The organism is Phenylobacterium parvum (assembly GCF_003150835.1).
Taxonomy (GTDB): domain Bacteria; phylum Pseudomonadota; class Alphaproteobacteria; order Caulobacterales; family Caulobacteraceae; genus Phenylobacterium; species Phenylobacterium parvum.
Map to the genome: position 1 here is coordinate 1,140,541 of NZ_CP029479.1, position 22,515 is coordinate 1,163,055.

Sequence of the window (22,515 nt, forward strand, 5' to 3'; positions counted from 1 at the left end):
GCATTTCTCCTTCGCCGGACCGCGCCATTCGCGTCCGGCGATCCTGCGTTCGAGGGACATTCATCCGTGATCGAAAGAAACTGGAACGAACTCACCCGTCCCGAGAAGCCGGCTATCGAGCTTGGCGCCGACCCCGCCCGCAAGGCGCGGCTGGTGGCCGAACCCCTCGAGCGCGGCTTCGGCGTGACCCTGGGCAACAGCCTGCGTCGGGTCCTCCTGTCATCGCTCCAGGGCGCGGCCGTCACCGCCGTCCAGATCGACGGCGTGGTGCATGAGTTCTCCTCGCTCGAGGGCGTCCGCGAGGACGTCGTCGACATCGTCCTGAACATCAAGCAACTGGCTCTCCGCATGCACGCGGAAGGTGTCCGTCGCATGACGCTTCGCGCCCAGGGCCCTGGCCCCGTGACCGCCAGCCAGATCGAGACGGGCTCGGACATCGAGATCCTGAACCCGGACCACGTGCTCTGCACCCTCGACGAGGGCGCGAGCGTGCGGATGGAGTTCACGGTCCAGAACGGCAAGGGCTATGTCCCCGCCGAGATGAACCGTCCCGAGGACGCACCTATCGGCCTGATCGCCGTGGACAGCCTCTATTCCCCGGTCAAGCGCGTCGCCTACCGCGTCGAGCCGACCCGCCAGGGCCAGAGCCTGGACTACGACAAGCTCATCATCGAGGTGGAGACCAACGGCGCCGTTTCGCCGGTGGACGCCGTCGCCTACGCGGCGCGGATCCTGCAGGACCAACTGCAGATCTTCATCACCTTCGAGGAGCCCAAGAAGAAGTCCGATGCGGACTCCAAGCCGGAGCTGCCCTTCAATCCGGCCCTGCTCAAGAAGGTGGACGAGCTGGAGCTTTCCGTCCGCTCCGCCAACTGCCTGAAGAACGACAATATCGTCTACATCGGCGACCTGATCCAGAAGACCGAGGCGGAGATGCTCCGCACGCCGAACTTCGGTCGGAAGTCGCTGAACGAGATCAAGGAAGTGCTGGCCGGCATGAACCTGCATCTCGGCATGGACGTTCCCAACTGGCCCCCCGAGAACATCGAGGAACTGGCCAAGAAGTTCGAAGACCAGATGTAATCCGCGGCGCGTCGAGAGACGCCCCGCTCCCGAGGAGAGACCGCCATGCGCCACGGAAATGCGCACCGCAAGCTGGGACGGACCAGTGCCCACAGGACGGCCATGTTCGCCAACATGGCCGCGAGCCTGATCAAGCACGAGCAGATCGTCACCACCCTGCCCAAGGCCAAGGAGCTTCGGCCCGTGGTCGAAAAGCTGGTGACCCTGGCCAAGCGCGGCGACCTGCACGCCCGTCGCCAGGCCATCAGCCAGATCCGCGACGTGGAACAGGTGGGCAAGCTGTTCGCCACCCTGGGTCCGCGCTACGCCGAGCGCCGCGGCGGCTACACCCGGGTGCTGAAGGCGGGTTTCCGCTATGGCGACAATGCGGCCATGGCCGTCATCGAGTTCGTCGATCGCGATCCGGCTGAAAAGGGCAAGGACTCTGGTCCGGTCCAGGCTCCGGCCTTCGCCGACGCCTGACGGCGATCTCCTGCGAATTCGGGGACCCCGGCGCTTGCGCCGGGGTCTTCTTTTTTGGCGTTGACCCGGGCAGTGTCAGGCATGATTTCCATCCTGCCCCTCCGCGCCATCAGGGCCGTTTTCGCCCTGGCCCTGGCCTTCATGCTCCCCGCCGCCGCCCTGGCCCGGGAGCCGGTCATACTGGTGTCCATAGACGGCTTCAGGGCGGACTACCTGGGGAAGGGATCCACTCCGGTCCTGGACAGCCTCGCTGAACGGGGCGTCCGGGCGGAGGGACTGCGTCCCTCTTTTCCCAGCCTGACCTTTCCGAACCACTACACCCTGGTCACCGGTCTCCGCCCGGATCACCACGGCATGGTCGACAACGTGATGCGGGATGCCCGCCGGCCGGGCGTCACCTACACCATGTCCAACCGCAGCGAGACCAATGACCGCTTCTGGTGGGATGGGGCGGAACCCGTCTGGGTGACCGCGGAGAAGGCTGGCCTGCAGACCGCCACCCTTTTCTGGCCGGGCTCGGAATCCGACATCCGTGGTGTCCGGCCAGGGACCTGGCTGACCTATGACAAATCCATGCCGGCGGAGGCGAGGGTCGACCGGTTGCTGGAATGGATGGGCCGCCCCGCTGGCGAGCGGCCGGACTTCGCCACCCTCTACTTCGACGACGTCGACACGGTCGGGCACCAATACGGCCCGGAGTCCGAGGTCACCCGTGCCTCGATCGCCCGGATTGACCGGGCCATCGGGATCCTGGTCGCCGGGCTGGAGCGCCTGGGCCTGAAGGTCAATCTCGTCGTGACGGCGGATCATGGCATGAGGGCGACCTCCCCGGACCGCGTGATTGAACTCGAAGCCCTGGTCCCGGCGGGATCCTTCGAGCTCGTCACCCAGGGCTCGTCCGCCGGCTTCGCGGCCCTGCCCGGTCGGGAGGCCGAGATCCGCAGGGCCTTGCGCCACCCCCACCCCCAGGCCGACTGCTGGGCCAAGGCGGATATCCCGGAGCCCCTGCACTATGGAAGCCACCCTCGGGTTCCCCCCTTCGTCTGCCTGGCGAGGCCTGGCTGGCTGATCCTGACCCGGGCGGCCCTTGCCCGTCGTCCTGTCCAGGCCGGCGGCGCCCATGGCTACGATCCACGCGATCCCGAGATGGCGGGCCTCTTCATCGCCAATGGTCCCGGCTTCCGTTCAGGCGTCGTCGTGCCCGCCTTCGACAACATTCATGTCCACCCGCTTCTCATCCGCCTGCTCGACCTTCCGCCAATGCGTGTCGACGGGAATGACAGCGTCACGCGCCGCGCCCTCGCTCCGGGCGCCTTGCGGGACGCACCGTAAGGGGCCAAGGTCAGGGCAGGGGACCCCAAGGCATGAACACCTCCGACACCGCGCCCGCCGGCCGTAAGGCCGCGTTCGGCTTCATCTTCGCGTCCGCGCTCCTGAATGCAGTCTCGTTCGGCGTGACGATCCCCGTCCTGCCGGCGCTCATCAAGGAGTTCGCAGGCGGGGACACCGCTTCTGCGGCCGAGTGGCAAATGATGTTCGGGGCCGTCTGGGGCCTGATGCAGTTCGTCTTCGGTCCCATACTTGGAGTGCTGTCGGACCGGATCGGACGCCGTCCGGTGCTCCTGATCTCCTTCCTGGGCCTCGCCTTCGACTTCCTCTTCCTGGTCTTTGCGCCCAGCCTGATGTGGCTCTTCGTGGCGAGGATCGTGAATGGCATGACGGCGGCCAGCTTCTCGACCGCCAACGCCTATGTCGCAGATGTCACCCCGCCGGAGCAAAGGGCGCGGTACTTCGGGTTCATGGGCGCGTCCTTCGGCTTCGGCTTCCTGATCGGCCCGGTCCTGGGCGGGTTGCTGGCGGGACCCTTCATGGAGTCCCTCGTCGGGGACTTCGCCATCCGGCTGCCCTTCGCCGTAGCTGGCGCACTGGCCCTACTGAACTTCCTCTACGGCCTGTTCGTCCTCCCCGAGTCCCTTCCGCCGGAGAAGCGCAGCGCGCGGTTCGACTGGCGTCGCGCCAATCCGGTGGGATCGCTCCAATTCCTGCGGGAACAGGGCCGGCTGGTCGGCCTGGCCACGGTGGGCTTCCTGTTTCAGATCGCCCACAACGTCCTGCCGGCGATCTTCGTCCTCTACACAGGTCACCGCTACGGCTGGGACATCCAGACCATCAGCCTGACCATGTTCCTGACCGGCGGCCTGGGAATCCTCATGCAGACCCTCGCCGTGGGCCCCATCGTTCGCCGGTTGGGCGAGCGGGGCGCCCTGTTGATCGGTTGCGCGGGCGCAGCCCTGGGCTTCCTCGCCTACGGGCTGGCCCCGACCGGCATCGCCTACCTTGCAGCGGCGCCGGTCTTCGCCCTCAGCAACCTCCTGGCTCCCGGCCTCCAGGGCCTGATGTCGCGAAGGGTGGGTCCCGAGGTCCAGGGGCGCCTGCAGGGCGCCAACCAGAGCCTGTCGGGCATCGCCACCATCATCGGCCCCTTCCTGTTCGGCGGAAGCTTCGCCTACGCCCTGCGGCACCCGGCGCTGTCGGCCTGGCCAGGCCTTCCCATCCTTATCGCCTCGGCCCTCATGTTCATCGCCCTGGGCGTCGCCTGGCGCTATGGCCGCAACGATGCGCCGTCTCCCGCCGCCGGCCCGCCGCCATGATTGCGCCGGAAAGCTGGGGGATCAGGAAGGACGTCTCGTGAGGAGTCCCATGCGTCTTCACCGCCTTCTTGTCCCGGCCATCGTCCTCCTGGCCGCCTGTTCGGGACCCACCAGCCGCTCGGAAGCCCAGCCGCCGCCCCTGGCCCAGCCCACCCGGGCGGCCCCCTCCGACGCCCTGAACATGAAGGCGTCGTTCGCGCCGGTGGTTCGGCGCGCGGCGCCGGCCGTGGTCAATATCTCGGCCAAGCGGGTGGTCCGTCAGCAGGTCGACCCCTTCTGGCAGATGTTCGGCATGGGGGTGCCGCCCAGCCGGGTGGAAGGCTCCCTCGGGTCCGGGGTCATCGTCCGGGCGGACGGGATCATCATCACCAACAACCACGTCATCCAGGGCGGGCAGGAGATCACGGTCGCTCTTTCTGACCGCCGGGAGTTCCCGGCCAAGGTCCTTCTTGTCGATCCTCGGGGCGACCTGGCGGTCCTCAAGATCGATGTCGGATCCGAGCGCCTGCCGGTCATGCCCATCGACGACTCCGACGAGGCCCAGGTCGGGGACCTGGTGCTGGCCATCGGCGATCCCTTCGGCGTTGGGCAGACCGTCACCAACGGGATCATCTCGGCCCTGAACCGGGCGGCCGATCCCCAGGGCGGCCCCATGACCTACATCCAGACTGACGCCGCCATCAATCCGGGCAATTCGGGCGGGGCCCTGGTCGACATGGACGGGGACCTGATCGGCGTAAACAGCTTCATCGTCTCCCGGTCCGGTGGTTCCGCCGGGGTCGGCTTCGCCATCCCCGCGGCAATGGTGCGCCGTGTGGTCGAGGCCGCCGCCGGGGGCGGCCATGTCCTCGTCCGCTCCTGGCTGGGCGCCCGCACCCAGCCGGTGACGCCGGACATCGCCCGCAGCCTGGGTCTGGACACGCCCCAGGGCGCCCTGGTGGCCGACATCTGGCCGGGCGGTCCTGCCGAACGCGCCGGATTGAAGTCAGGCGACATCATCCTCTCCGTCAATGGCCGTCCCGCAGCGGACCCCGCCGCCGTGTCCTTCGCCGTGGGCGCCGCCCGTCCCGGCGAGGTGCTCAAGCTTGGTGTCCGCCGGGGCGCCGGGCTCATGACCGCCAGCCTCCGCGCCGAGACCCCGCCCAACCGCCCCGCGCGGGACGACTGGCAGGTCGAGGGTCGCAATCCCTTCCAGGGGGCTACCGTGGTCAACGTCTCGCCTGCCGTGGCGGACGAGATCGGCGTGGATCCCTTCTTGGCGCGCGGCGTCCTCGTCCTCAACATCTCCCGCGGGTTCGCCATGAACGCCGGCCTGCGTCCCGGGGATGTTGTCCGGCGGGTCAATGGCCGCGAGATCGGGACGGTCGCAGACCTGCGCGCGGCCCTGTCGGCGCCGGCGCCGGCCTGGCAGGTCACGATTCTGCGCGGCGACCGCGAGATCACAGCCAATTTCCGGACCTGACCCGGCCCTGCGAAGCCGCTAGTCTGCCGTCATGGCCGACCTGTTCGAAGCTGCGGGACTGACGCCGCCCAACCCTGCGCCGCTGGCAGAGCGCCTGCGGCCGCGGACCCTGGGCGAGGTGGCGGGCCAGGATCACCTCCTGTCGCCTGAAGGCCCCATTGGGCGCATGGCGGCCAGCCGCCGTCTGGCCTCCATGGTGCTCTGGGGCCCTCCGGGGGTCGGCAAGACCACCATCGCCCGCCTGCTGGCCCAGGCGGCGGGCTATGAGTTCCAGCAGATCTCCGCCGTCTTCTCCGGGGTGGCGGACCTCAAGAAGGCGTTCGAGCAGGCCCGCCTCCGGCGTCAGGCCGGGCAGGCCACCCTCCTGTTCGTGGACGAGATCCACCGGTTCAACCGGGCCCAGCAGGACGGCTTCCTGCCCTGGGTGGAGGAGGGTGTCATCACCCTGGTCGGGGCCACCACCGAGAATCCGTCCTTCGAGCTGAACGGCGCCCTCCTGTCCCGCTGCCAGGTCTTCGTCCTGAGGCGGCTGGACGAGCCCGCCCAGGAAGCCCTCCTGGCGCGCGCCGAGGCCGCCGAGGGGCGGGCGCTTCCCCTCACCGACGCCGCCCGTTCGGCCCTGGTCGCCCTGGCGGATGGCGATGGACGCTACCTGCTGACCCTGGCTGAGACGCTTTTCGGCATCGACTCGGCGACACCCCTGGATCCGGCCGCTCTAGGGCGCCTCCTCCAGAAACGCAGCCCGGCCTACGACAAGGACCGCGAAGGGCACTACAACCTCATCTCCGCCCTGCACAAGTCGATCCGGGGCTCTGACCCCGACGCCGCCCTCTACTGGCTCGCCCGCATGCTCGAGGGGGGTGAGGAGCCGCTCTTCATCGCCCGCCGGCTGGTCCGGGCGGCGCTGGAGGACATCGGCTCGGCGGACCCCATGTCCCTCGTCCTGGCCAACGCCGCACGGGAAGCCTACGAGCACCTGGGCTCGCCCGAGGGCGAACTCGCCCTCGCCCAGTTGACCCTTCATCTGGCCTGTGCGCCCAAGTCGAACGCCGTCTACTCGGCCTTCAGCCGCGCCCGTAAGGCTGCGCGGGAGACCGGGTCGCTGCCGCCGCCCGCCCACATCCTGAACGCCCCGACCCGCCTGATGAAGTCGCTCGGCTACGGCGAGGGCTATGTCTACGACCACGACGCCGAGGGGGGCTTCTCCGGGCAGGACTACTTCCCCGAAGGGATGAGCCGCCGGACCTTCTATGAGCCGCGGGGCGAGGGCTCTGAGGCCCGGGTGCGCGAGCGGCTGGAGCGCTGGTCCGGCATGCGCGCGAAGCGGCAGGGTGGGGAGCGATCGTGAGCGGGCCGGAACCGAAGCGCATACTTCTCCGCCCCATTGGGCAGTGCACCGCCTCTCAGACCGAGGCGCTGAGGGGCCTGCGCAACCATCCCGCGATCCGCGGGGCGATGTACACAGACCACATCATCTCCGAGGACGAGCACGCGCGATGGCTGTCCGGGCTCGTTGGGGACGAAAGCCGGCGCATCTTCGTCGTCCTTGCACCGGAGATGGAGGTTGCCGGCCTGGTCAGCGTTACGGCCATCGACCGCATCCACCTCAGGGCCGACTGGGCCTTCTACCTGGCCCCGGAGGCGCGAGGCGGGCTCGGCGCAGCCCTTGAATACCACCTGCTGGAATTCGTCTTCGGGGACCTGGGTCTGGAAAAGCTGAACTGCGAGGTCCTGGAGACCAATCCTGCCGTGGTGCGCATGCATGGAAAATTCCTCTTCCAGGAGGAAGGCTTCCGCCGATCCAACCTGGTGAAGGCGGGCGTGCGGGTGGGTGTGCATTTCCTGGGGCTCACCCGGGAGCACTGGCTGGCTGGCCGGGACTCCGTGCGCGCCAGGATCCAGGAGATCCTGGACCGGTTCGATATCGTTCTTGAGGCGACGGACTGAGATCCGACGTAGCCCACGGTTGGACCCGCGCGTGACGGAGGGCCATCAACTCCGCTAAATGGCGCGGTGAAACCCCTTCGACCCGTCCCCCTCAGCCCTGAACAGGTCGACCTTGTCCGGTCCCTGGTCTTCCACGAGGACGCCCACATCCTGGCTCTCAACAAGCCTGCGGGCCTGTCGAGCCAGGGCGGGCGAGGGCAGGTCGTGACACTGGACGAGATGCTGTGGGCCTTCGCCCGGCCCGGCAAGGCGCGCCCACGGCTGATCCACCGCCTGGATCGCGACACTTCAGGGGTGATCCTGGCGGCCCGCACCCAGCCGGCGGCGAGCTTCCTGGGCAAGGCCATGATGGCGCGGAAGATCCGCAAGGCCTACCTGGCCCTGGTCACGCCGGGGGCTCCTGTCCCTCCGTCGGGCCGGATCACGGCGGCCCTGCGGCGGGTGGAAACCGGGCGCGAGGCCCGGATGCAGGTCTGCGCACCCGACGCCCCCGACGCAGAGGCCTCAGAGACCCGTTACCGGACCCTCGGGGAGACTGAGGGCGCCGCCCTCCTGGAGGCCTCGCCGGTCACCGGGCGCATGCACCAGATCCGGGTCCATCTCGCCTCGATCCAGCGTCCCATCGCCGGCGATGCATGGTATGGAGGCGCCCTGATGGTCGGGGGCCTGCCGGCGCCGAGGCTCATGCTTCACGCCTGGGCCCTGACGTTCCCGCACCCGGAAGGGGGACAGATGACGCTCCGCGCACCGCCGCCGGAAGACCTCGCCGGGCTCCTGTCCGGACTTGGCCTTCAGGCGCCCCCGGAACCGACCGTCCCATGAGCGGCAACCTCATGCTCGTCGCGGCCGGCGGCGGCGCGGGCGCGGTCCTGCGCTACCTCCTGTCCCAGGCCCTGTCCCGGCCGGGCGTCGGCTGGCCCTGGGCCACCTTCACCGCCAACCTGGCGGGAGGTCTCCTCATGGGCCTGCTGGCCGGATGGCTGGCCCTTCGCGCCGGGGCTGAGGGCGAGCGGGTCCGTCTCCTCCTCGGGGTTGGCGTCCTGGGCGGCTTCACGACCTTCTCGGCCTTCTCCATTGAGACCCTCATGATGATCGAGCGGCGGGCCTGGGCCCAGGCTGGGCTCTACGCCCTCCTGTCCGTCCTCCTGTCCACGGCGGCGGTCTTCCTCGGGCTTCTGATCATGCGCCGGTGGGCGGCATGAGGGAGGTCCGCACCCTGACCGTGGACCCGGGGGAGGGCGGGGTCCGGCTGGACCGCTGGTTCCGCCGGCGTTGGCCGCACCTGACCCAGGTCCAGATCCAGAAGCTCACCCGTTCGGGCCAGATCCGCGTGGGCGGGGCCAGGGTGCGTCCGGACACCCGGCTCGAGGCCGGCGACGAGGTCCGGGTTCCGCCCCTGCCGGATGCGCCGGCCGCCGATGCGCCCCGGCCCGCTCTGCCGTCCCGCGACGCCGCCTATGCCCGGAGCCTGGTGCTGCACGAGGACGAGGTGGTGCTGGCCCTCAACAAGCCCGCCGGCCTCGCCGTGCAGGGGGGAACCAAGACCCGCAACCACGTGGACCGCCTCCTGTCCGCCTGGGGGGAGGGGCTCGATCGACCCCGCCTGGTGCATCGCCTGGACCGCGACACTTCCGGCGTGCTGGTGGCCGGAAAGACCCCCGCCGCCGCAGCGCGCCTTGCCGGCGCCTTTGCCCGTCGCAAGGCCGAGAAGACCTACTGGGCCCTGGTCCTCGGTCACCCCCGACCGCAGGACGGGATCCTCAGCCTGCCCCTCGTGAAGAAGGGCGTGGGCGACCGCGAACTGGTTGTGCCCGCCGAGCTCAAGGATCCCCGCGCCGAACCGGCTGAGACCGAGTTCACCCTGATTTCGCGCGCAGGAGACCGGGTCTCCTGGATGGCCCTGCGGCCCCACACGGGCCGGACCCACCAGCTGCGCGCCCACATGCTGGCTATGGGACATCCGATCCTGGGGGACCCCAAGTACAATACCCCGGAGTCGATGGCCCTTTCGGCGGGGCTGGGCCTGCAACTTCATGCCCGGCGCCTGAGCCTGCCCCATCCCACCGGCGGCCTCCTGGTCCTGGAGGCCCCCCTGAGCCCTGAGATGAAGGCGGGCTTCACCCGCTTTGGATTCGAGGCCTCGGAGGCCGATCCCGATCCGTTCCGGCGTTCGGGGCGCGGCGGGCGCCGAGGCGGCTGACGGCGGGCTTGCCTCGCCTCGGCTCCAGCGGCATTCAGCACGGACTCCGGGAGATCTGAGCATGGTCCAGAAGGGCTTCATCGAGCCGGGCGAGAAGCCCCGCCGCTTCTACGAGACGGTGGCCGTCGAGGCCGGGGAGGGGGGCTGGCGCGTCCTGCTCGACGGTCGCCCGCCTCGCTCGTCCCGAGGCGCCGCCCTCTTGGCCCCCACCCGGGCCCTTGCAGAACTGGTGGCGGCGGAGTGGGAGGCCCAGGCCCGGCATGTGGACCTGGCCGTCATGCACGCCACCCGCCTGGCCTTCACCGCCCTCGAGGCGGTGCCCACGGCCCGCGAGGCGGTCGCCGACCAGATCGTCCGCTACGCCGGCAATGACCTGCTCTGCTATCCCGCCGAGGCCCCCGAGGGGCTTCGCGCCCGCCAGGCGGCCGAGTGGGGCCCCGTCCTCGAGCGCGCCCGGGCCGAGCTTGGGGTGGCCCTTGAGCCCTCCCAGGGCATCCTGCACCGGGAGCAGCCGGCTCACGCCCTGGAGGCCGTCCGGCGGCACGCCCTGTCTGCAGACGACTTCACCCTTTCCGGTCTGGCCTTTGGCGTCCCCCTGTTCGGGTCAGCGGTCCTGGCCCTTGGGCTCTGGCGCGGCTGGTTCAGCGGCGAGGACGCCTTCGCCCTCTCCCGCGTCGATGAGGCCTGGCAGGAATCCCAGTGGGGGATCGATGAGGAGGCTGCAGAGCGGACGGCCCGCCTTCTGTCGGAGGCCCGGATGCTGGAGGCCTGGTTCCGGGGACTGGAGGCAGGTCCGGTTTCCCCGGCGTGACCTTGCGCCCCGGCTCTGCTCCGACTAGGGCTTTGCGCCTGTCGTCAATGCGTCACGGGGTTCTGCGGTGAAGGAAATCCTTGAAGAGCTCGAGCGGCGGCGTTCGGAAGCGCGAGCCGGCGGCGGCGGGCGCCGCATCGACGCCCAGCACGCCAAGGGCAAGCTGACCGCGCGGGAGCGTCTCGACCTGCTTCTGGACGAAGGCTCCTTCGAGGAGTTCGACATGTTCGTCGAACACCGCGCCGTGGACTTCGGCATGGCCGAGCAGAAGGTCGCCGGCGATGGCGTCGTCACCGGCTGGGGGACCATCAACGGCCGGGTGGTCTTTGTCTTCTCCAAGGACTTCACGGTCTTCGGCGGGTCGCTGTCGAACGCGCACGCCCGCAAGATCGTCAAGGTCCAGGAGCAGGCGCTGAAGGTCGGCGCCCCGATCATCGGCCTCTTTGACGCCGGCGGCGCCCGCATCCAGGAAGGCGTCGACGGCCTGGCCGGATATGCCGACATCTTCCTCCAGAACACCCTGGCCTCCGGCGTGATCCCGCAGATCAGCGTCATCATGGGCCCCTGCGCCGGCGGCGACGTCTATTCGCCGGCCATCACCGACTTCATCTTCATGGTGAAGGACACCAGCTACATGTACGTCACCGGTCCGGACGTCGTCCGCACCGTGACCCATGAAGAGGTCACCCACGAGGAACTGGGCGGCTACCGGGTCCACGCCCTGAAGTCCGGCGTCGCGGACGGCGCCTTCGAGAACGACCTCGAGGCCCTGACCCAGGTGCGCCGTCTCGTCGACTTCCTGCCGCTTTCCAACCGCGAAGCGGCGCCGATGCGGGAATGCTACGACGACGCCGAGCGCGCCGAGCCTTCGCTCGACACCCTGGTGCCGGCCAACCCGAACAAGCCCTACGACATGAAGGAGCTGATCCTCAAGATTGTCGACGAGGCGGATTTCTTCGAGATTTCTCCAGATTACGCCAAGAACATCATCTGCGGTTTCGCCCGGATGGAAGGGGCGACGGTCGGCATCGTCGCCAACCAGCCCCAGGTCCTGGCCGGGGTGCTCGATATCGACTCCTCGCGCAAGGCCGCCCGCTTCGTGCGGTTCTGCGACGCCTTTGACATTCCCCTGGTGACCCTGGTGGACGTGCCCGGCTTCATGCCCGGCACCAAGCAGGAGCAGGGGGGGCTGATCCGGCACGGGGCCAAGCTGCTCTTCGCCTACGCCGAGGCCACAGTGCCCAAGGTCACCCTGATCACCCGCAAGGCTTACGGCGGCGCCTACGACGTGATGAGTTCCAAGCACATCCGGGGCGACATCAACTACGCCTGGCCTTCGGCGGAGATCGCCGTCATGGGCTCAAAAGGCGCGGTGGAGATCATCTTCCGTTCCGAGATCGGCGATCCGGAGGCCATCGCCGCCCGGGAGGCCGAGTACAAGGCGCGCTTCGCCAATCCGTTCGTGGCGGCCTCCAGGGGCTACATCGACGATGTGATCTCGCCGCACTCCACGCGTCGCAGGATCGCCCGGGCCCTGCGCAACCTCCGGGGCAAGGAGCTTTCCAACCCCTGGAAGAAGCACGACAACATTCCGCTTTGACGGGGCTGCGGCCCGGGAGGTCCTGAGTGCACAACCTCGCCGCCCAGCTCGCCCTCTCGACCCTCTTGGTCTCGGTCACGGTGGTCATGCACCTGGTCGGGCTCGGGGTGCTGCGCCGGCTCGTGCGCCTGCATCTCGAGCGCTTCCTGCTCCTGGTGCACCTGGACCGCGTCATCGTGCCCCTGGGCGTGGTGCTCGGCCTGTTCGTCGTGCACGGGGCGGAGATCTGGATGTACGCCCTGACCTATGAGCTCATGGGCCTGACCGACACCCTCGAGGACGCCCTGTTCATTTCCACCAGTTCCTACTCGACCATCGGCGAGGCGGCCGGCCTCATGCCGGCGGACTGGAGGCTCGTCGGGGTCCTGGAGGGCGTGAACGGCATGCTGCTGATCGGCTGGTCCACGGCCTTCCTCTTCCAGTTGCTCGACCACCTCATGAACGACGAGGAGGAGGTCGAGGCCCAGAGGGGCGCCATTTCCCGCCGTCGCCGGGCGCGGAAACCCGACTGATCAGCTGGCCAGCGCGGAAAGGCTGTCGCCACGTCCCAGGGGATCGCGAAGGGCCCCGTCCGCCGGCGTGAACTCCAGCGACACCGAGTTGATGCAGTATCTCAGCCGGGTCGGCGGCGGCCCGTCAGGGAAGACGTGCCCCTGGTGGCTGTCGCACCGGGCGCAACGGGTCTCGATCCGGAGCATGCCGTAGCTGGTGTCGCGAACCCCGATCACGTGGGCCGGGTGGATCGGCGCCCAGAAGCTGGGCCAGCCCGTCCCGCTCTCGAACTTGGTCCCCGCCCGGAACAGGGGCAGGGCGCAGAGGCGGCAGCAATAGACCCCGTCGGCCTTGTTGTTTAGAAGGCCTCCGCAGAACGGCGCTTCGGTGCCGTGTCGGAGCAGGACCTCTGCCTCCTCGGTCGTGAGACCGGACTCAAGACGCTTGCGTTCCGCAGCGTCCGGTGGGGTGAGGTCGAAGGAAGTCTGAGAGGTTGCGGGCGTGTTCATGCCTGTAATCTAGGGGCCGGACGTCGCGGGTGGAAGCACCTGATGCGGCCGCCTGCTGGGAACTGATCAAGGGGCGCTTGATGTTCAGGAAAATCCTCATTGCCAACCGCGGCGAGATCGCCGTGCGGATCATCAAGACCTGCCGCCGCCTGGGGATCGCCACCGTGGTCGTCTATTCCGAGGCTGACGCCGACTCCATGGCCGTGGAGATGGCGGACGAGAGCGTCTTCATCGGACCGGCCCCGGCCTCGGCCAGCTACCTGGTGGCCGACAAGATCGTCGAGGCCTGCCGCGCCACGGGCGCCGAGGCCGTCCATCCCGGCTTCGGCTTCCTCTCCGAGAACGCCGGCTTCGCCAAGCGTCTTGCGGACGAAGGCATCGTCTTCATCGGTCCCAATCCCCACGCCATCGAGGCCATGGGTGACAAGATCGAGTCCAAGAAGTTCGCGGCGCGCGCCAACGTTTCGGTCGTTCCCGGCCATGTCGGCGAGATCGACGACACTGCCCACGCCATCCGCATCTCCGAGGACATCGGCTATCCGGTGATGATCAAGGCCTCCGCCGGCGGCGGCGGCAAGGGCATCCGGGTGGCCTGGAACCGCCAGGACGTCGAGGAGGGCTTCCCCGCCGTCCGCGCTGAGGCCAAGGCCAGCTTTGGCGACGACCGCATCTTCATTGAGAAGTTCATCGAGAGCCCCCGGCACATCGAGATCCAGGTGCTGGGCGACAAGCATGGCAATGTCATTCACCTCTTCGAGCGCGAGTGCTCCATCCAGCGCCGGAACCAGAAGGTGATCGAGGAGGCCCCTTCTCCCCTGCTTGACGAGGCGACCCGCGCCGCCATGGGCGCCCAGGCCGTCGCCCTGGCCAAGGCCGTCAACTACGACAGCGCCGGGACGGTGGAGTTCGTCGCGGGCCAGGACCGCAGCTTCTACTTCCTGGAGATGAACACCCGACTTCAGGTCGAGCATCCCGTCACCGAGCTGATCACAGGCGTAGACCTGGTCGAGCAGATGATCCGGTCGGCGGCCGGAGAACCCCTGGCCTTCAGCCAGGCCGACCTGGCCATCAATGGCTGGGCCATGGAGAGCCGCATCTACGCAGAGGATCCCTACAGGGGCTTCCTGCCCTCGATCGGGCGGCTGGTCCGCTACAGCCCTCCTGAGGAGGGCGAGTCCGCCGACGGGACCCTCGTCCGGAACGACGCCGGGGTTCGCGAGGGCGACGAAATCTCGATGTACTACGACCCGATGATCTCCAAGCTCTCCACCTGGGGGCCTGACCGGATCGCCGCCATCGACGCCATGGGCGAGGCCCTCGAGAATTTCCACATTGAGGGGCTGGGCCAGAACATCCCCTTCCTGGCCGCCGTCATGGACCAGGACCGTTTCCGCTCGGGCCGGATCTCCACAGCCTACATCAAGGACGAGTTCCCCGACGGCTTCCAGGGGACAGTCCCGGACGCCTTCCAGAAAGACCTGATGACCGCGGTGGCCTGCGCCATGCACCGGGTCGTCGCCGGACGCGCCGCCGGCGGCCGCCTGCGCGACGACTGGATTGTGATCGGCGCCGGTGAACACCGGCCGGTCCTGGTCGAGACCGCGGACGGAGGGCTCAAGATCGACCTCCTCGAAGAGGGGCGGGCCCTCAGCCTGTCGGGCATTGACTGGCGGCCCGGGCTGCCGGTCTTCCGGGCCGTTCTCGATGGCCGGGCCTTCGCCTGCGCCGTCCAGCCGGCGGCCGAGGGCTATGTTATCCGGCATCGCGCCGCGACCAGCCGGATCCTCGTCCTGTCGCCACGTTCGGCCCAGCTGCACGACATGCTGCCGCCCAAGAAGGCGGCGGACACGGCCAAGCTGGTCATCTCCCCCATGCCGGGCCTTGTGGTCACCCTCGATGTCGAGGCGGGCCAGTCGGTGCGGTCGGGCGAGCAGGTGGCCATCATCGAGGCGATGAAGATGCAGAACATCATCCGGGCGGAGCGCGACGGGGTGGTGAAGGCCGTCCTCGTGGCCGCCGGCGCCTCGGTGGCCGCCGACGAAGTGCTGATAGAGTTCGGGTGACAGGGCTCGGTCGTCCGGAAGCCGTCCAGGCGTGAGCCTCTCCGCTGCACTTGTCCTCCTGGCGGCGGCCTTCGGGACGGCCCTCCTGTCGAGCGTCTTCGGCATGGCCGGAGGCCTCGTCCTCATGGGGGTGCTGGCGGTCCTTCTCCCGGTCCAGGCGGCCTTTGTGACGCACGGCGTCCTGCAGCTGGCCGCCAATGGCTCCCGCGCTATTCTTCAGCGCCAACATGTCCGCTGGCGCATCCTTCTCGCCTACGCCCTGGGGAGTCTGGCGGCGTGCGGGCTGGTCCTGCTCCTGGCCTTCACGCCGTCGCGACCGTTCCTCTATCTCTGCCTTGGGCTGACGCCGCTCCTGACCTGGCTTCCGGGGGACCGCCTGCGCCTGGATGCAGAGCGGCCGGGCCACGCCATCCTGGCGGGAGTGTCGGTGACGGGGCTCAACCTGACCGCCGGGGTGGCGGGACCCCTGCTCGACATCTTCTTTGTCCGCACGTCGTTGAGCCGCCACGCCGTGGTCGCGACCAAGGCTGCGACCCAGGTCCTGGCCCACCTCGCCAAGATCGTCGTCTATGGAGCGGCCCTGCTGGCGCCGGGCGGGGAGGGCATGCCTGCGCCCTGGATCCTGCTCCTGGCCCTTCCCCTGTCCTTGGTGGGGACCTATGCGGGCGGGCGGCTACTGGACCGCATGAGTGATGCAGGCTTCCGGCGTTGGACGCGCTGGATCGTTACCGGGATCGGCGTCGTCTACCTGGCCCAGGCGGCGAGGCTCCTCCTCGCCGCCTGACGCCCCTGGGGTTCAGCCCAGGGCCGCCCGGATCGCCTGGTCGAGGTCGGCGATGATGTCGTCCACGTGTTCGATGCCGATGGAAAGGCGCACATAGCCCGCCGACACGCCGGTGGTCTCCTGCTCCTCCGGCGAGAGCTGGGAGTGGGTGGTGGAGGCCGGATGGATGGCCAAGCTTCGGGCATCCCCGATGTTGGCCACGTGGTACAGCAGCTTCAGGTTGTCGATGAACTTGCGGCCAGCCTCGACGCCGCCTTCGAGCTCAAACCCGACCAGGCCGCCATAGCCGCCCTTCATGATGCGATCCGCCCGGGCCCGGGCCTCGCCGGTCTGCTGCGAGGGGTGGATCACCCGCGAGACGCCTTTGCGGGCCTTCAGCCAGGCCGCCACGGCCGTGGCGTTGGCGCAGTGCCGCTCCATGCGCAGGGCCAGGGTCTCGACCCCCTGCAGGATCTGGAAGGCGTTGAAGGGCGACAGGGCCGCGCCCAGGTCGCGCAGCAGGATGACCCGCGCCCGCAGGATGTACGCAATGGGTCCCAGCGGCTTCACGGCCTGGGTCCAGACCGCGCCGTGGTAGGAGGCGTCGGGCGTGTTGAGCAGGGGCTGGCGCTCGGGCCGGCTCTCCCAGTCGAACTTTCCGGAATCGACGATCAGGCCGCCGATCGAAGTGCCGTGTCCGCCCAGGTACTTGGTGGCGGAATAGACGACGATGGCCGCCCCATGGTCGAAGGGGCGGACCAGCAGGGGCGCGGCGGTGTTGTCCATGATCAGCGGGATGCCGAATTCCCGCCCGATCGCCGCCACCTCTGCAATGGGGAAGGCCTCAAGCTTCGGGTTGGGCAGGGTCTCGGCATAGTAGGCGCGGGTCCGGTCGTCCGTCGCCCGGCGGAAGTTCTCAGGATCGGCCGGGTCCACGAAGCGGACTTCGATACCCTGGTCTTTCAGGGTGTTGGCGAACAGGTTCCAGGTGCCCCCGTAGAGGGCGGTTGAGGACACGACATTGTCCCCCGCCCGGGCCAGGTTCTGAAGGGCGAAGGCCGAGGCGGCCTGTCCCGACGCCACCGCCAGGGCGCCCACGCCGCCTTCAAGGGCCGCGATGCGCTGCTCCAGCACATCCGTCGTGGGGTTCATGATGCGCGTGTAGATGTTGCCCAGCTCCTGCAGGGCGAACAGGGACGATGCATGGCCGGTGTCGCGGAACTGGTAGGAGGTGGTCTGGTGGATGGGCACGGCCACCGACCCGGTGGTGGGATCAGCCCGCCAGCCGGCGTGCAGGACCAGGGTTTCGGGATGCTGGGGGGCGTCGGACATCGCGGGCTCCTTGCGCGCAGGACGGGGGCGTCCGTCCTAACAGTCGCCGGAAGGCGGTCAAGCAAGCGGGCCGCGCGGGCGTTTCAGAAAATCCGGCTGCGACCGGGGCGACCCTGGGGTGGAGGGATGGTCTCCGACCATTCTACCCGGGGTTGTCCACCCTTCCTCTGCCGGGCTTCCGGCGGGAAGATGGTGGGTGCACAAGGATTCGAACCTTGGACCCGCTGATTAAGAGTCAGCTGCTCTACCAACTGAGCTATGCACCCACGCCGAACGGCGCCTTGCGGCCCCGGGGCGAGGGCGCGGAAAATACTGGAAACCGCGTCGAACGCAAGGGCGTGGAAGGGGAGTGTTGAAGATGAGTTCGCCAGGCGATGCAGGCCGCGTGGATTTCGGGTTCCTGGACAGGCTGGCCGCAGGCGACAGGGGCCTGATGCGCGAGGTCCTGGAGATCTTCCTGGAAGAGGCCGAAGGCTGGAAGGCGCGCCTGGGTGATGGCCGCGGGCCGGAGGCGGCCGACGTCATCCATACCCTGAAGGGCTCCGGTCGCGCGGTCGGCGCCCATGCCCTGGGCGACCTGTGCGAGGACTGGGAGATGGGCGAGTTCGAGGAGGTCGACGGGATCCTCTTGGAACTGGCGCAAGCGGAGGCTGAAATCCGCGACTGGCTGGCCGGCTAGATTCCGGCGCCGTTATCCAGGGTGCGCAGGGCCGCCTCATGGGCCTCGGCCTCTGCGGTGATCCAGCTGATGAAGGCCTTCACCTGGGGCAGTCGACCCTTGGCCTTGGGGTGGACAAGGTAATAGGCGAAGTCCACCGCCGTGGCGATCTGGAGCGGAGCCACCAGGCGACCGGCGTCCAGGTCGTCCTGGGCCAGGGTGCGCTTGGCCAGGGCCACCCCGCGACCGTTGACCGCCGCCTCGATCACCAGGCTGGACTGGTTGAAGCGCGGACCGCGCGCACCCTCCACGTCGCGGACGCCCCGGGCCGCCAGCCACATGGTCCAGTCCGGGCAGGAATCGTCCGGGTCCGGCGAGCCGTCGTGCAGGAGCAGGTGGCGCGTCAGGTCCTCGGGCCGATCCAGGGGGTTGGCGGCGTGAAGCTCGGGACTGAGCACCGGGATCACGGTCTCGCCGATCAGCCGGCGCACCTCCATGCCCGGATAGCGACCGGCGCCGTAACGCAGGGCGATGTCGACCTCGCCCGCCGTCAGGTCCACCAGGTCCAGTCCCGCGGAAAGCCAGACATCGACCTGGGGGTGGGCGGCCTCGAAACGCCCCAGGCGCGGCACCAGCCACTTGGCGGCGAAGGAGGGCGCGGCGGTCAGGGTCAGGCGCCGGCCGTCGACGGCGGCGGTCAAGAGGGAGGCGGCCTCGGCGAGTCCATCGAAGGCCTCGCGCAGGGCGGGCAGGGCGGTCTGGGCGGCGTCGGTCAGCAGGAGGCCCTTGGGGGTCCGACGAAAAAGGGGCGCGCCGACATAGTCCTCGAGGTTCTGTATCTGCTGGGAGACAGCGCCGGGCGTCACGGAAAGCTCATCGGCCGCCCGGGAGAAGTTCAGGTGCCGCGCGGCGGCCTCAAAGGCGCGCAGGGCGTTGAGGGGCGGCAGACGGCGACGGTCCTGGGAACGCTTCACGAGATTTCCTGAAGGCTGGGGGAGAAGTCTTCGGGTTGCGAATTGAGCCCTGGGCGTTCAGTTTGCAAGCCTTCCGCCCTCCGTCCCGCGCTTTGTCTGGGGCGGCGGCCATAGTCTTTCGGGGCCCTGGGCCCGTTTCCAGGGGTGAGTTTCCAGCATGTCAGGCCGTTCAGCCGCCCCCAGGCGCCGGAACCTGGTTGTCGTCGAAGGCGGCGTCGCCGGTCGCCCGCGTGTGCTGGGCGGGACCGGCAAGGTCTGGCTCACGGGGGCCGGGCCCGGAGACCCGGACCTCATGACCGTCCGCGCCGTACGGGTGCTGTCCGAGGCCGAGGTCGTTGTGCACGACGGCCTGGTTCCCGCCGCCATACTGGACCTGGCCCCGCCCTCGGCGCGGCGCATCTCCGTGGCCAAGCGCAAGTCCCGCCACACCTACGCCCAGGACGAGATCAACCGGCTGCTGGTCGGCCTGGCCCTGGAGGGCCTGAGGGTTGTCCGTCTGAAGGGCGGCGATCCCTTTATCTTCGGTCGCGGGGGCGAGGAGCTTGAGGCCTGCCGCGCCGCCGGCGTGCCCTGCGAGGTGGTGCCGGGCGTGACCGCAGCCCTCGCGGCCTCCGCGTCGGCCGGTGCGCCCCTGACCCACCGGGACTCGGCCCAGGCGGTCACCTTCGTTACCGGACACGCCGCAGGGGAGGGAGAGCCCGACCTTGACTGGGACGCCCTGGCGCGCGCCAACCACACCGTGGCGGTCTACATGGGCGCCAGCACCGCAGGACGCATAGCCGGGCGCCTGATCGCCGCGGGTCGCTCGGCCTCGACGCCGGCCCTGGTCGTGTTTCGCGCCAGCCAGCCGGACGAGCGGCGCGTAAGCGTCCGCCTGGGCGACCTGGCGGACGCAGCCGCCTCCGACACCGGTCCGGCCCTGCTGCTTATCGGAGAGGCCATGGCCGGCGCCGTCGCCAGCCTGCCTGACCTTCCCGCGGTGCGGGAGGAGCGCGCATGAAGGCCCTGACTGCAAACCGGCTCAGCGATGGCGAGGTCGTCTTCTGGCGATCGGGCGCCTGGGTTGAGCGCCTGTCCGACGCCCAGATCTTCGCGGAGGACGATCCCGCCGCGGAGGCCGAGGGCGCCGCCCGATCCCAGCCGACGATCGTTATCGATCCCTACCTGATCGACCTGATCGACAGTGGTGGCTTCTGGGCGCCGGTCAGCTACCGCGAACGCATCCGCGCCCTGGGGCCGACCAATCATGAAAGCCACGGCAAGCAGGCAGAGGGGGGAGGCGCCGTCGAGGCCCTTCGCCAGGCCCACGGCGCCGCCCGGTCCTCGGGTCGCGTCAACCTGATCCGCCGCAAGTAGGAGGGCGAATGTACCGCTACGACGCCGTCGACCGCGCGGTCCTGGCCGACCGCACCGCCGAGTTCCGCGACCAGGTGCAGCGCCGCCTTTCCGGCGAACTCACCGAGGACCAGTTCAAGCCCCTGAGGCTGATGAACGGACTCTACCTGCAGTTACACGCCTACATGCTGCGGGTGGCTGTGCCCTACGGGTCGCTCAACCCGGTCCAGATGCGGGCCCTGGCCGACATCGCCCGGCGGTTTGACCGCGGCTACGGCCACTTCACGACCCGGACCAACATCCAGTTCAACTGGGTTAAGCTGGCGGATGCGCCCGATATCCTGGACGCCCTGGCGGCGGTGGACCTCCACGCCATCCAGACCAGCGGCAACTGCATCCGCAACGTCACCGCCGACCCCTATGCCGGTGCGGCGGCCGATGAACTGGAAGACCCCCGCGTCTGGTGCGAGGCCATCCGCCAGTGGTCGAGCCTGCACCCCGAGTTCTCCTTCCTGCCCCGGAAGTTCAAGATCGCCGTGACCGCCTCGCCCCATGACCGGACGGCGGCCAGGGTGCATGACATCGGCCTGCTGCTGAGGCGCGGCCGCGACGGCGGGACCGGGTTCGAGGTGATCGTGGGCGGCGGCATGGGCCGGACGCCGCATGTCGGCCCGACCATCCGTTCGTACCTGCCGGCGGAGCGGCTGTTCTCCTACTTGGAAGCCATTCTCCGCGTCTACAATCGCCACGGTCGACGGGACAACATCTACAAGGCCCGCATCAAGATTCTGGTCTCGGCCCTGGGGGCGGAGGCCTTCGCCCGCGAGGTGGAGGCCGAGTGGGAAAAGATCGGGACGGAGGGCGACGTGCCGGCCGGCGAGATCGACCGCATCCGCGCAGCTTTCACCCGGCCAGGCTTCGAGCCTCCGGCCTCAACTGGAGACTTCGAGGCCCGCCGCGCCGCCGAGCCGGCCTTCGCCCGCTTCGTTCGCAACAACCTCAAGGCCCATGTCCGCCCCGGCTACGGAATTGTCGACATCTCGCTGAAGGGGATCGGCGAGACCCCGGGCGACATCTCCGCCGAACAGATGGAAGTGGTCGCCGACCTTGCCGAGCGCTTTGGCCAGGGCGACATCCGCGCCACCCACGAGCAGAACCTGGTCCTGCCCCACATCCGGCTGGAGCACGTCCACGCGGTCTGGAAGGCGCTGGAGGCCGTGGGACTCGCCACCCCCAACATCAACCTGATCAGCGATATCATCGCCTGCCCGGGCCTGGACTACTGCGCCCTCGCCAACGCCCGGGCCATCTGCGTGGCCCAGGACATCGCCAGGCGCTTCGAGGCGCCGGACCGCGCCGAGACCATCGGCGAGCTGAAGATCAAGATCTCCGGCTGCATCAACGCCTGCGGTCACCACCATGTGGGCCACATCGGGATCCTGGGCGTCGACAAGAAGGGCGAGGAATTCTACCAACTCACCCTCGGCGGCTCGGGAGCGGAAGACGCCGCGGTCGGCAAGATCCTGGGTCCGGCCCTTCCCATCGACAAGGTGACGGACGCCGTGGAGGCCATCGTCGGGGCCTACCTGCGCGAGCGGCAGGAGGGTGAGCGCTTCCTCGACACCCTTCGCCGGACCGGGGACGCCCCCTTCAAGGAGGCCGTCTATGCCGATGCTCATTAAAGCAGCCGGGGCCGACTTCGTCGCCGCAGACGACTCCTTCGTCTTCCTTGAGGACGGCGCGCTGGACCCCGGCGGCGACATCCTCGTGAGCCTGGCCCGGTTCCTGGAGGCCGGGAACGCCCTGGCGTCCGGGCGGGCCGGCCGCCTTGGAGTTCGCCTGTCGCCTGACGACGCCGTGGAGTCGCTGGAGGGGCGCCTGGGCGGGGTTTCCGTTGTCGCCCTGGACTTTCCCAAGTTCCGCGATGGCCGGGCCTTCACCTCGGCGCACCTGCTCCGGACCCGCCTGGGCTTCCAGGGCGAGGTCCGGGCCGTAGGCGACGTGCTGCGGGACCAGGCGGGGTTCATGGTTCGCTGCGGCTTCGACGCCTTCGTTCCCTCGGACGGGTCGGACCCGGAAACCTGGGCTGCGGCCGTCGCGCGCCACCGGCACGTCTACCAGAGGGCCGCCGATGGCCGCCCGCCGGCCTTTGATGAAAGACGCGGAGCCTGAG

General features: G+C 69.1%; 23 protein-coding genes and 1 tRNA gene. 20 read left to right on the forward strand and 4 right to left on the reverse strand.

Annotated features, from left to right (window positions below; translation table 11 throughout):
• The first annotated feature begins 66 nt into the window (after positions 1-66).
• From HYN04_RS05550 to HYN04_RS05610, 13 genes are all read left to right on the forward strand, one after another.
• Positions 67-1,083 (forward strand): DNA-directed RNA polymerase subunit alpha, encoded by a 1,017-nt coding sequence (locus tag HYN04_RS05550; protein WP_110449841.1) that lies wholly within the window; start codon positions 67-69, stop codon positions 1,081-1,083.
• Positions 1,084-1,128: 45 nt separating this feature from the next.
• Positions 1,129-1,545, forward strand: a complete 417-nt coding sequence (gene rplQ, locus HYN04_RS05555; RefSeq protein ID WP_110449842.1) for a 50S ribosomal protein L17 — start codon at positions 1,129-1,131, stop codon at positions 1,543-1,545.
• Between the two features lie 81 nt (positions 1,546-1,626).
• Positions 1,627-2,877 carry an alkaline phosphatase family protein gene (locus HYN04_RS05560; protein WP_110449843.1) on the forward strand — a complete coding sequence of 417 codons (1,251 nt, stop codon included), beginning with the start codon at positions 1,627-1,629 and terminating at the stop codon, positions 2,875-2,877.
• A 32-nt stretch (positions 2,878-2,909) separates the two neighbouring features.
• A complete protein-coding gene (locus HYN04_RS05565) occupies positions 2,910-4,196 on the forward strand; it encodes a TCR/Tet family MFS transporter (protein ID WP_110449844.1) in 1,287 nt (428 codons plus the stop codon).
• A gap of 49 nt (positions 4,197-4,245) precedes the next feature.
• Positions 4,246-5,658 (forward strand): Do family serine endopeptidase, encoded by a 1,413-nt coding sequence (locus tag HYN04_RS05570; RefSeq protein WP_110449845.1) that lies wholly within the window; start codon positions 4,246-4,248, stop codon positions 5,656-5,658.
• Positions 5,659-5,689: 31 nt separating this feature from the next.
• Positions 5,690-7,006: a replication-associated recombination protein A gene (locus HYN04_RS05575; RefSeq protein WP_110449846.1), complete on the forward strand. Its 1,317-nt coding sequence runs from the start codon at positions 5,690-5,692 to the stop codon at positions 7,004-7,006.
• Positions 7,003-7,605 carry a UDP-4-amino-4,6-dideoxy-N-acetyl-beta-L-altrosamine N-acetyltransferase gene (pseH, locus tag HYN04_RS05580; protein WP_199285998.1) on the forward strand — a complete coding sequence of 201 codons (603 nt, stop codon included), beginning with the start codon at positions 7,003-7,005 and terminating at the stop codon, positions 7,603-7,605. Before HYN04_RS05575 ends, pseH begins: the two co-directional genes overlap by 4 nt.
• A gap of 66 nt (positions 7,606-7,671) precedes the next feature.
• Positions 7,672-8,427 (forward strand): RluA family pseudouridine synthase, encoded by a 756-nt coding sequence (locus HYN04_RS05585; protein ID WP_110449847.1) that lies wholly within the window; start codon positions 7,672-7,674, stop codon positions 8,425-8,427.
• Complete coding sequence (gene crcB, locus HYN04_RS05590; RefSeq protein ID WP_110449848.1) at positions 8,424-8,807, forward strand: fluoride efflux transporter CrcB; 384 nt, start codon at positions 8,424-8,426, stop codon at positions 8,805-8,807. Before HYN04_RS05585 ends, crcB begins: the two co-directional genes overlap by 4 nt.
• Positions 8,804-9,805, forward strand: coding sequence for an RluA family pseudouridine synthase (locus HYN04_RS05595; protein ID WP_110451308.1), 1,002 nt, complete (start codon positions 8,804-8,806; stop codon positions 9,803-9,805). Before crcB ends, HYN04_RS05595 begins: the two co-directional genes overlap by 4 nt.
• 61 nt (positions 9,806-9,866) lie before the next feature.
• Positions 9,867-10,616: an ATP12 family chaperone protein gene (locus tag HYN04_RS05600; protein WP_110449849.1), complete on the forward strand. Its 750-nt coding sequence runs from the start codon at positions 9,867-9,869 to the stop codon at positions 10,614-10,616.
• A gap of 67 nt (positions 10,617-10,683) precedes the next feature.
• The gene (locus tag HYN04_RS05605; protein WP_110449850.1) at positions 10,684-12,216 is read left to right on the forward strand and encodes an acyl-CoA carboxylase subunit beta; all 1,533 of its coding nucleotides are present in this window, start codon (positions 10,684-10,686) and stop codon (positions 12,214-12,216) included.
• 26 nt (positions 12,217-12,242) lie between these two features.
• Positions 12,243-12,728 carry a two pore domain potassium channel family protein gene (locus tag HYN04_RS05610; RefSeq protein ID WP_110449851.1) on the forward strand — a complete coding sequence of 162 codons (486 nt, stop codon included), beginning with the start codon at positions 12,243-12,245 and terminating at the stop codon, positions 12,726-12,728.
• On the opposite strand, the gene msrB is transcribed toward HYN04_RS05610, so the two are convergent.
• Positions 12,729-13,217 carry a peptide-methionine (R)-S-oxide reductase MsrB gene (gene msrB / locus HYN04_RS05615; RefSeq protein ID WP_110449852.1) on the reverse strand — a complete coding sequence of 163 codons (489 nt, stop codon included), beginning with the start codon at positions 13,215-13,217 and terminating at the stop codon, positions 12,729-12,731.
• An 80-nt stretch (positions 13,218-13,297) separates the two neighbouring features.
• Here msrB and HYN04_RS05620 point away from each other — a divergent pair, with 80 nt between their 5' ends.
• Together HYN04_RS05620 and HYN04_RS05625 are read left to right on the forward strand one after the other, a co-directional pair.
• A complete protein-coding gene (locus HYN04_RS05620) occupies positions 13,298-15,280 on the forward strand; it encodes an acetyl-CoA carboxylase biotin carboxylase subunit (RefSeq protein WP_110451309.1) in 1,983 nt (660 codons plus the stop codon).
• A gap of 31 nt (positions 15,281-15,311) precedes the next feature.
• A complete protein-coding gene (locus HYN04_RS05625; protein WP_110449853.1) occupies positions 15,312-16,064 on the forward strand; it encodes a sulfite exporter TauE/SafE family protein in 753 nt (250 codons plus the stop codon).
• 12 nt (positions 16,065-16,076) lie between these two features.
• Here HYN04_RS05625 and HYN04_RS05630 read toward each other — a convergent pair whose 3' ends face one another.
• Both HYN04_RS05630 and HYN04_RS05635 read right to left on the reverse strand, forming a co-directional pair.
• Positions 16,077-17,375 carry an O-acetylhomoserine aminocarboxypropyltransferase/cysteine synthase family protein gene (locus tag HYN04_RS05630; protein ID WP_110449854.1) on the reverse strand — a complete coding sequence of 433 codons (1,299 nt, stop codon included), beginning with the start codon at positions 17,373-17,375 and terminating at the stop codon, positions 16,077-16,079.
• A 190-nt stretch (positions 17,376-17,565) separates the two neighbouring features.
• Positions 17,566-17,641: transfer RNA gene (locus HYN04_RS05635), tRNA-Lys, on the reverse strand.
• A gap of 92 nt (positions 17,642-17,733) precedes the next feature.
• On the opposite strand from HYN04_RS05635, the gene HYN04_RS05640 reads away from it, so the two are divergent.
• Positions 17,734-18,054 (forward strand): Hpt domain-containing protein, encoded by a 321-nt coding sequence (locus HYN04_RS05640; protein ID WP_162599553.1) that lies wholly within the window; start codon positions 17,734-17,736, stop codon positions 18,052-18,054.
• Here the strand turns inward: HYN04_RS05640 and gcvA are convergent.
• Positions 18,051-19,007 carry a transcriptional regulator GcvA gene (gene gcvA, locus HYN04_RS05645; RefSeq protein WP_110449856.1) on the reverse strand — a complete coding sequence of 319 codons (957 nt, stop codon included), beginning with the start codon at positions 19,005-19,007 and terminating at the stop codon, positions 18,051-18,053. The two genes, HYN04_RS05640 and gcvA, sit on opposite strands and share 4 nt — an antisense overlap.
• A 157-nt stretch (positions 19,008-19,164) precedes the next feature.
• On the opposite strand from gcvA, the gene cobA reads away from it, so the two are divergent.
• Genes cobA through HYN04_RS05665 form a run of 4 tightly spaced genes read left to right on the forward strand, consistent with a single transcriptional unit; the run spans position 19,165 to position 22,514 of the window.
• Positions 19,165-20,007: a uroporphyrinogen-III C-methyltransferase gene (gene cobA, locus HYN04_RS05650; protein WP_110449857.1), complete on the forward strand. Its 843-nt coding sequence runs from the start codon at positions 19,165-19,167 to the stop codon at positions 20,005-20,007.
• Positions 20,004-20,363, forward strand: a complete 360-nt coding sequence (locus tag HYN04_RS05655) for a DUF2849 domain-containing protein (RefSeq protein WP_110449858.1) — start codon at positions 20,004-20,006, stop codon at positions 20,361-20,363. Before cobA ends, HYN04_RS05655 begins: the two co-directional genes overlap by 4 nt.
• Positions 20,364-20,371: 8 nt before the next feature.
• Complete coding sequence (locus HYN04_RS05660; RefSeq protein ID WP_110449859.1) at positions 20,372-22,024, forward strand: nitrite/sulfite reductase; 1,653 nt, start codon at positions 20,372-20,374, stop codon at positions 22,022-22,024.
• The gene (locus tag HYN04_RS05665) at positions 22,014-22,514 is read left to right on the forward strand and encodes a DUF934 domain-containing protein (RefSeq protein WP_338418734.1); all 501 of its coding nucleotides are present in this window, start codon (positions 22,014-22,016) and stop codon (positions 22,512-22,514) included. The genes HYN04_RS05660 and HYN04_RS05665 overlap by 11 nt, the downstream gene beginning before the upstream one ends.
• Position 22,515 lies beyond the last annotated feature (1 nt).